Source organism: Edaphobacter sp. (assembly GCF_035532915.1).
In the GTDB taxonomy this organism is placed as follows: Bacteria; Acidobacteriota; Terriglobia; order Terriglobales; family Acidobacteriaceae; genus Edaphobacter.
In genome coordinates this window covers 1-5,838 of record NZ_DATKQC010000111.1, presented here as the reverse complement: position 1 = coordinate 5,838, position 5,838 = coordinate 1, and the positions used below count along the sequence as shown (strand labels likewise).

The 5,838-nt window shown below is 59.8% G+C and carries 3 protein-coding genes; 1 reads left to right on the top strand and 2 read right to left on the bottom strand.

Translation table 11 applies throughout. The annotated features are described in order from the left end of the window. Positions 1 to 78: 78 nt before the first annotated feature. Positions 79 to 1,791 (top strand): hypothetical protein, encoded by a 1,713-nt coding sequence (locus VMU57_RS05710; protein ID WP_325381670.1) that lies wholly within the window; start codon positions 79 to 81, stop codon positions 1,789 to 1,791. A gap of 9 nt (positions 1,792 to 1,800) precedes the next feature. On the opposite strand, the gene VMU57_RS05705 is transcribed toward VMU57_RS05710, so the two are convergent. Then, entirely contained in the window at positions 1,801 to 3,159 is a 1,359-nt protein-coding gene (locus tag VMU57_RS05705) for an aspartate aminotransferase family protein (RefSeq protein ID WP_325381669.1), read from the bottom strand. A 213-nt stretch (positions 3,160 to 3,372) separates the two neighbouring features. Continuing rightward, positions 3,373 to 5,838: ATP-dependent Clp protease ATP-binding subunit (locus tag VMU57_RS05700; RefSeq protein WP_325381668.1), on the bottom strand; the 2,466-nt coding region annotated here is incomplete at its 5' end.

The following is a 5,838-nucleotide window of genomic DNA, read 5'->3' as shown; positions in this document are numbered from 1 at the left end:
CGCTCGAAGGCATCTTCTCTCAGCTTGCCGTCGAACAGGACTCGCCCGCCATGGCCCGCCAGATCGCGGATCTGATCCATGCGTGAGTTGGCAGGCAAGTTACTCGCGCGTCTGCCGCTGCAGTTTCGCATCCTGTACCGCCAGTTTCTCCTGCGCGTTGTCGATCTCGAAGCCTTGTCGATTGAAGCCGACATACCCCGATTCCTCGGCCAGTTTGCGGGCATCCTCATCATGTTCAGCCTGGTTCACGCGGCGGCCCTTGATGTCTTCTTTCTGAAGATGCCATGGTATTTCGAGCAGTATCTGATCACGACCGAAATGTTGGTGGCCGGCCTGATTACGGTTATTTGCTGGGACTCGACCTTCCCCGACCGGCGCGATGTGATGGTGCTGTCGCCTCTACCCTTGGGCACACGCACGATTCTCTTTGCGAAAGTGGCAGCTTCGGCCACGCTGTTGGGGCTTGCAGTCGTGACGCTCAACTGCGCATCGGGCATTATGTGCCCGTCACTTCTGGCCACCCAGCTCGGATCCGGCTGGAGATTCTTTCAATCTTTTGCGGCTTACTGGTTCACGATGGTCGCAGCGAGCCTGTTTATCTATTGCGCTGTACTAACGGTGCAGGGATTGATCGCGCTTCTGCTTCCGCGCCGGCTCTTTTTGCGTCTCTCCGCGCTCTTGCAGCTCGGAGCATTCGGCCTCTTTCTCGGTGCTTATTTCCTTCAGCCTTCATTCGAAACACCTGCAACGTTCGCGGCCCCTGAAAACCAATGGTTGCTGGCCAGTTCGCCATCCTTCTGGTTCTTTGGCCTCTTCAATCAACTCAACGGTTCGCTGCCCACAAATCTTGCCTGGCTGGCCTTGCGGGCATGGATCGGCCTGGCTGTCGTGATCTTCGGGGCAGTCACCTCTCTGCTGCTCTGCTACCTGCGCACCATGAAAAAGACCGTTGAGGAACCGGATATTGTGCCGGGAGCGCACGGCTGGCATTGGACACCGCACTTCGGCGATGCGCTCGAAACCGCAATCGTTCTCTTTAGCATCCGGTCGCTGACGCGGAGCAGGCATCATCGCGTTGCGTTTGCCTTTTATCTCTCACTGGTGCTCGCGCTTGCACTCTCTTCCGTGAAAGTCTCGCTGTCGGCTGCGACGTTTCGTCCGGTGACGGCAGACTTCCTCATCGCGACGTTCCTGATGATGAGTCTCGCAGTGGGCGGACTGCGCAGCGTATTCTCCCTGCCGATTTCGCTCAACGCGAACTGGGTATTGCGCACCACGCAACTTTGCCCGTCGCAGAAGTACATTGCCGCAACGCGAAAGTCGCTGCTGATCCTTGCCGTCGTTCCCGTCTGGATGCTCTCAGCGGCTCTTATGCTCCCGATGAGGCCGCTGCTTCAGGTCGCAGGTCACCTTGTGGTTCTGGCTCTTCTTGGATCGATCCTTGTCGATCTCAGCCTTATCGGCTTCTATAAGGTCCCTTTCACATGCTCTTACCTGCCGGGAAAGGTGAACATTCAGTTTGTGCTCTGGGGCTCCTTTTTCGTCTTTGCTATCCTCGCAATCCCAAGTGTGGGATACGAAATGGGCGCGCTCCACGATTCGCTCCAATTTGCCTGGATGACGATCTTTCTCGGAGCCGCCGCGGTGGGCCTTTGGGTCTTCAATCGTCATCGCGCGAAATCGGCAGTGATTTATTTTGAGGAACTCCCACCGGAAATCATCACGACCCTGGGACTGACGCAGCCGCTGAGCTCGGCGGGTGAGCCGAAACAGGGTCCTTCCGTGCTTTGATCCCGCAGCCTACTTCACCAGCGCATCGGCGATGCTCAGGTGCTCATCGAGGGCGGCGATGCCGAGATCCAGTTCTTCTTTGGTGACAATCAACGGCGGGGCGATGACGAAGTGGCTCACCCAGGCTTGCTGCGCGACACCGTCGGCCATCATTTTGGCGGCGATCTGATCGACGATTAGCGGCTTGCCTTCGACCTTGTCGCGCATGGTGTTGAAGGGTTCCTTGGTCTCGCGGTTTTTCACAATCTCTACGCCGAAGAAGAGGCCCAGGCCGCGCACATCGCCCACCGACGGGTGCTTGGCCTTCAGGACTTCGAGCTTGGCGCGGACATAGGGCTCAAGCGAGGCGGCGCGAGCCACGAGGTCAAGGCGCTGCATTTCTTCAATGGTGGCCACGGCGGGCCCGAGCGTGATGGGATGCGCCTCGTAAGTGTGGCCGTGGGAAAAATAGTGATCCTCAAAGTAGTCGGCGATCTTCTTCGTGGTGGCGCAGAGGCCAAGCGGCACATAGGCGGAAGTGATGCCCTTGGCGGTGACCAGGATGTCGGGCTTGACGCCCCAGTGATCGACCGCGAACCACTTGCCGGTGCGGCCCCATCCGGCCATGACTTCGTCGTCGATCATCAGCACGCCGTATTGGTCGCAGATTTTGCGCAGGCGCGGAAAGTACTCCGGCGGCGGGACGAGGACACCGTTGGTGCCAACGACGGGCTCCAGGATGATGGCGGCCACGTCGCTCTCGTTTCGAATCATGTGCTCGATGTAGTCGGCGCAGGCAATGTTGCAGCCGGGATAGGTGTGCTTGATGGGGCAGTCGTAGCAGTTGGTCTCGGGCGCGAAGACGAAGCCGTTGGCCTTGCCTCCGGGTTCCATGGCCCAGCGGCGCGGGTCGCCCGTTGCCGCGATGGAACCGTTTGTGGATCCGTGATAGGAGCGGTAGCGGGAGATGATCTTGGTTTTCCCCGTGTACATGCGTGCGATTTTGAAAGCGGCTTCGTTGGCTTCGGTGCCGCTGGTGGCGAAGAAGAATTTGTTCAGGCCTTCGGGCAATACTTCAAGCAGCTTGGCGCTCAGTCTGGCCCGGGCTGAGGTGGCGTAGCCGGGCGCGACGTAGGCCAGTTCCCTCGCCTGCTCGGCGATGGCTTCTACGACACGGGGATTCTTGTGGCCAAGATTTACGCACATCAACTGCGAACTGAAATCGAGGTAGCGCTTGCCCGCGCCGTCAGTAAACCAGCAGCCTTCGGCGTCGGCGATATGCAGCGGCTTCCAGGTTTTCTGAAAGCGCCATGTGCCGTAGTTGGTCTGACGCGTAATCGTGGTGATTTCTTCCGATGTGAGGCCGCTTGACTGGGGAAGTTCACTCATTGTTTTGCTCTCCGGAAAGAATGTTTAGCCATCGTATCACCGGGGATGGCGGTTCGACCTGGGGGTTGGGCAGTTCACAGCGCAGTCTCACAGGTTCACAGCCACCATTGAAAACCCCCGGCGGGTTGGCCGGGGGTGATTAAGTCTGGAGGATTCCCAGGTTCCAAAAACGGGATCCTTCGACAAGCTCAGGGCAGGCTCTGGGGCACCCGGTTAATTGCTGAAGAGGAGAATGCCTGCGGCCTTTTCTTCGCTGCCGCTTTCGTCGGCGCTGACGGGGCGATAGAAAAGCTGGTTGGCATCGAGGTAGACCTCGAGGAAGGCTGGGCGCGCGGTGATTTTGCCGGCGATCAGGGCTTCCGACAAGGGGTCCTCGACGTAGCGCTGCAAGGCACGGCGCAAGGGACGCGCGCCGTAGCTGCGATCGACGAGGGTCTTCTCCAGAATCCACTTCTTGGCGTCTTCGGTGACCGAGATGGTAATAGCTTTCTGTGCCAGGTTGGCGTTGAGCTGCTGGATAAGCAGCTCGACGATCTGCAACAGGTCGCCGTCCGACAACGACTGGAAGAGGATGACCTCATCGAGGCGGTTGAGAAACTCGGGATTGAAGGTCTTCTTGACCTCCTGCTTGACCAGTTCCTCGACCTTGTCGTTGACGATGTCTTCGCGGTCGCTCTGGAAGCCGAGGCCCTGCTTCTTCATCAGGTGGCGGGCGCCGATGTTGGAGGTCATGATGAGAATGACGTTCTTGAAGTCGACCGTATTGCCGAGACCGTCGGTCAACTGTCCATCCTCAAAGACCTGAAGCAGGATGTTGAAAACATCGGGGTGCGCCTTCTCGATTTCGTCGAGCAGGACCACGGAGTACGGCGAGCGCTTGACCCGTTCGGTCAACTGGCCGCCCTCCTCGTAGCCCACGTAACCTGGAGGCGAACCGATGAGTTTGGAGACCGAATGCTTCTCCATGAACTCCGACATATCGAAGCGAATGAGCGCCTTGTCGGAGCCGAAGAGGAAGTTGGCCAGGGTGCGGGCCATCTCGGTTTTGCCCACGCCCGTGGGGCCGAGGAAGAGGAAGCTGCCGATGGGCCTGTGCGGCGACTTGAGGCCGGCACGGCTGCGGCGAATGGCGCGGGCCAGCGCTGAGATAGCTTTCTCCTGCGAGATGACGCGCTTGTGAAGCTCTTCTTCCACGCGGAGCAGCTTCTGCGTCTCTTCTTCCTTGATGCTGGTGACGGGGACGCCGGTCCAGCGGCTCACCACATCCTCGATGTCTTCGCGGCCCACGATGCCGGCGGCGGAGTCGTCGAGGTGGTACTTGTCGCGCAGCGCGCGCAGGTTTTCGCGCTCCTTGCGTTCCTCGTCGGAGTAGAAACGGGCCTTTTCAAACTCGTGGTTGGCGATGGCCGAGTCCATGCGGTGGACGATGAACTTGATGCGCTTCTGCACCTCGGTGATTTCTTCGGGCAGAGAGGTCTGGCGCAGCTTGACGCGCGCGCCGGCCTCGTCGATCAAGTCGATTGCCTTGTCGGGCAGGAAGCGGTCGGGAATGTAGCGATTGGAATGCGACACGGCAAACTCGACGGCCGCATCGGTGTAGCTGACGGCGTGGAACTTCTCGTAGCGGTCCTTGATGCCGTTGATGATCTTGATGGCGTCGGCCTCGTTGGGCGGCGGCACCTTGACGGCCTGGAAGCGGCGCTCGAGGGAGCGGTCTTTCTCGATGGACTTGCGGTACTCGGCCGGGGTAGTGGCGCCGATGCACTGAATCTCGCCACGTGAAAGAGCCGGCTTGAGGATGTTCGCCGCGTCGAGCGAACCTTCGGCCGAACCCGCGCCCACCAGCGTGTGCAACTCGTCGATGAAGATGATGGAGTTCTGGTTTTCCATCAGCTCTTTCATGATGGTCTTGAGGCGCTCTTCGAACTGGCCGCGATACTTCGTTCCGGCCACGATGAGCGAGAGATCGAGGCCGAGCACGCGCTTGTCGGCGAGGAAGGTGGGCACTTCGCCGTCGGCGATGCGCTGCGCGAGGCCTTCAACGATGGCCGTCTTGCCGACGCCGGGCTCGCCAATGAGCACTGGATTGTTCTTGGTGCGGCGGCAGAGAATCTGAATGACGCGCTCGAGTTCGCCATCGCGCCCGACCAGCGGATCGAGCTGCCCGTCCATCGCAGCCTGGGTCAGGTCGCGCGAGAACTCTGCCAACAGGCTGGACTCGCGCTGGCGGGCTTGCTGCGGAGCCTTTTCCTGGGTGACGCGCGCCAGCTCATCGCGAATCTGCGCGAGCTTGAGGCCGCGCTCCTGCAGAATCTCAGAGGCAAAGCACTTCTCCTCGCGCAAAAGACCGAGCAAAAGGTGTTCGGTGCCAATGTGCTTGTGGCCCAGGCGCTCGGCTTCTTCAGCCGCGTAGGCCAGGACCCGCTTGCACTCATTGGAAAGCGGCAGGTCCACAGAGGTGGAGACCTTTTCGCGAATGGTGGTATGCGCCTCAATCTGTTTGCGGATTGACTCCACTGAAGCGTGCGAGCGCAGGAAGCGGTTGGTTAATGCCTTGTCCTCGCGCAACAGGCCAAGCAGCAGGTGCTCAGTCTCGATATAGGGCGAGCCGAACTGGCTGGCCTCATACCGCGCGAAGAAGATCACGCGCCGTGCCTTCTCCGTATAGCGTTCGAACAT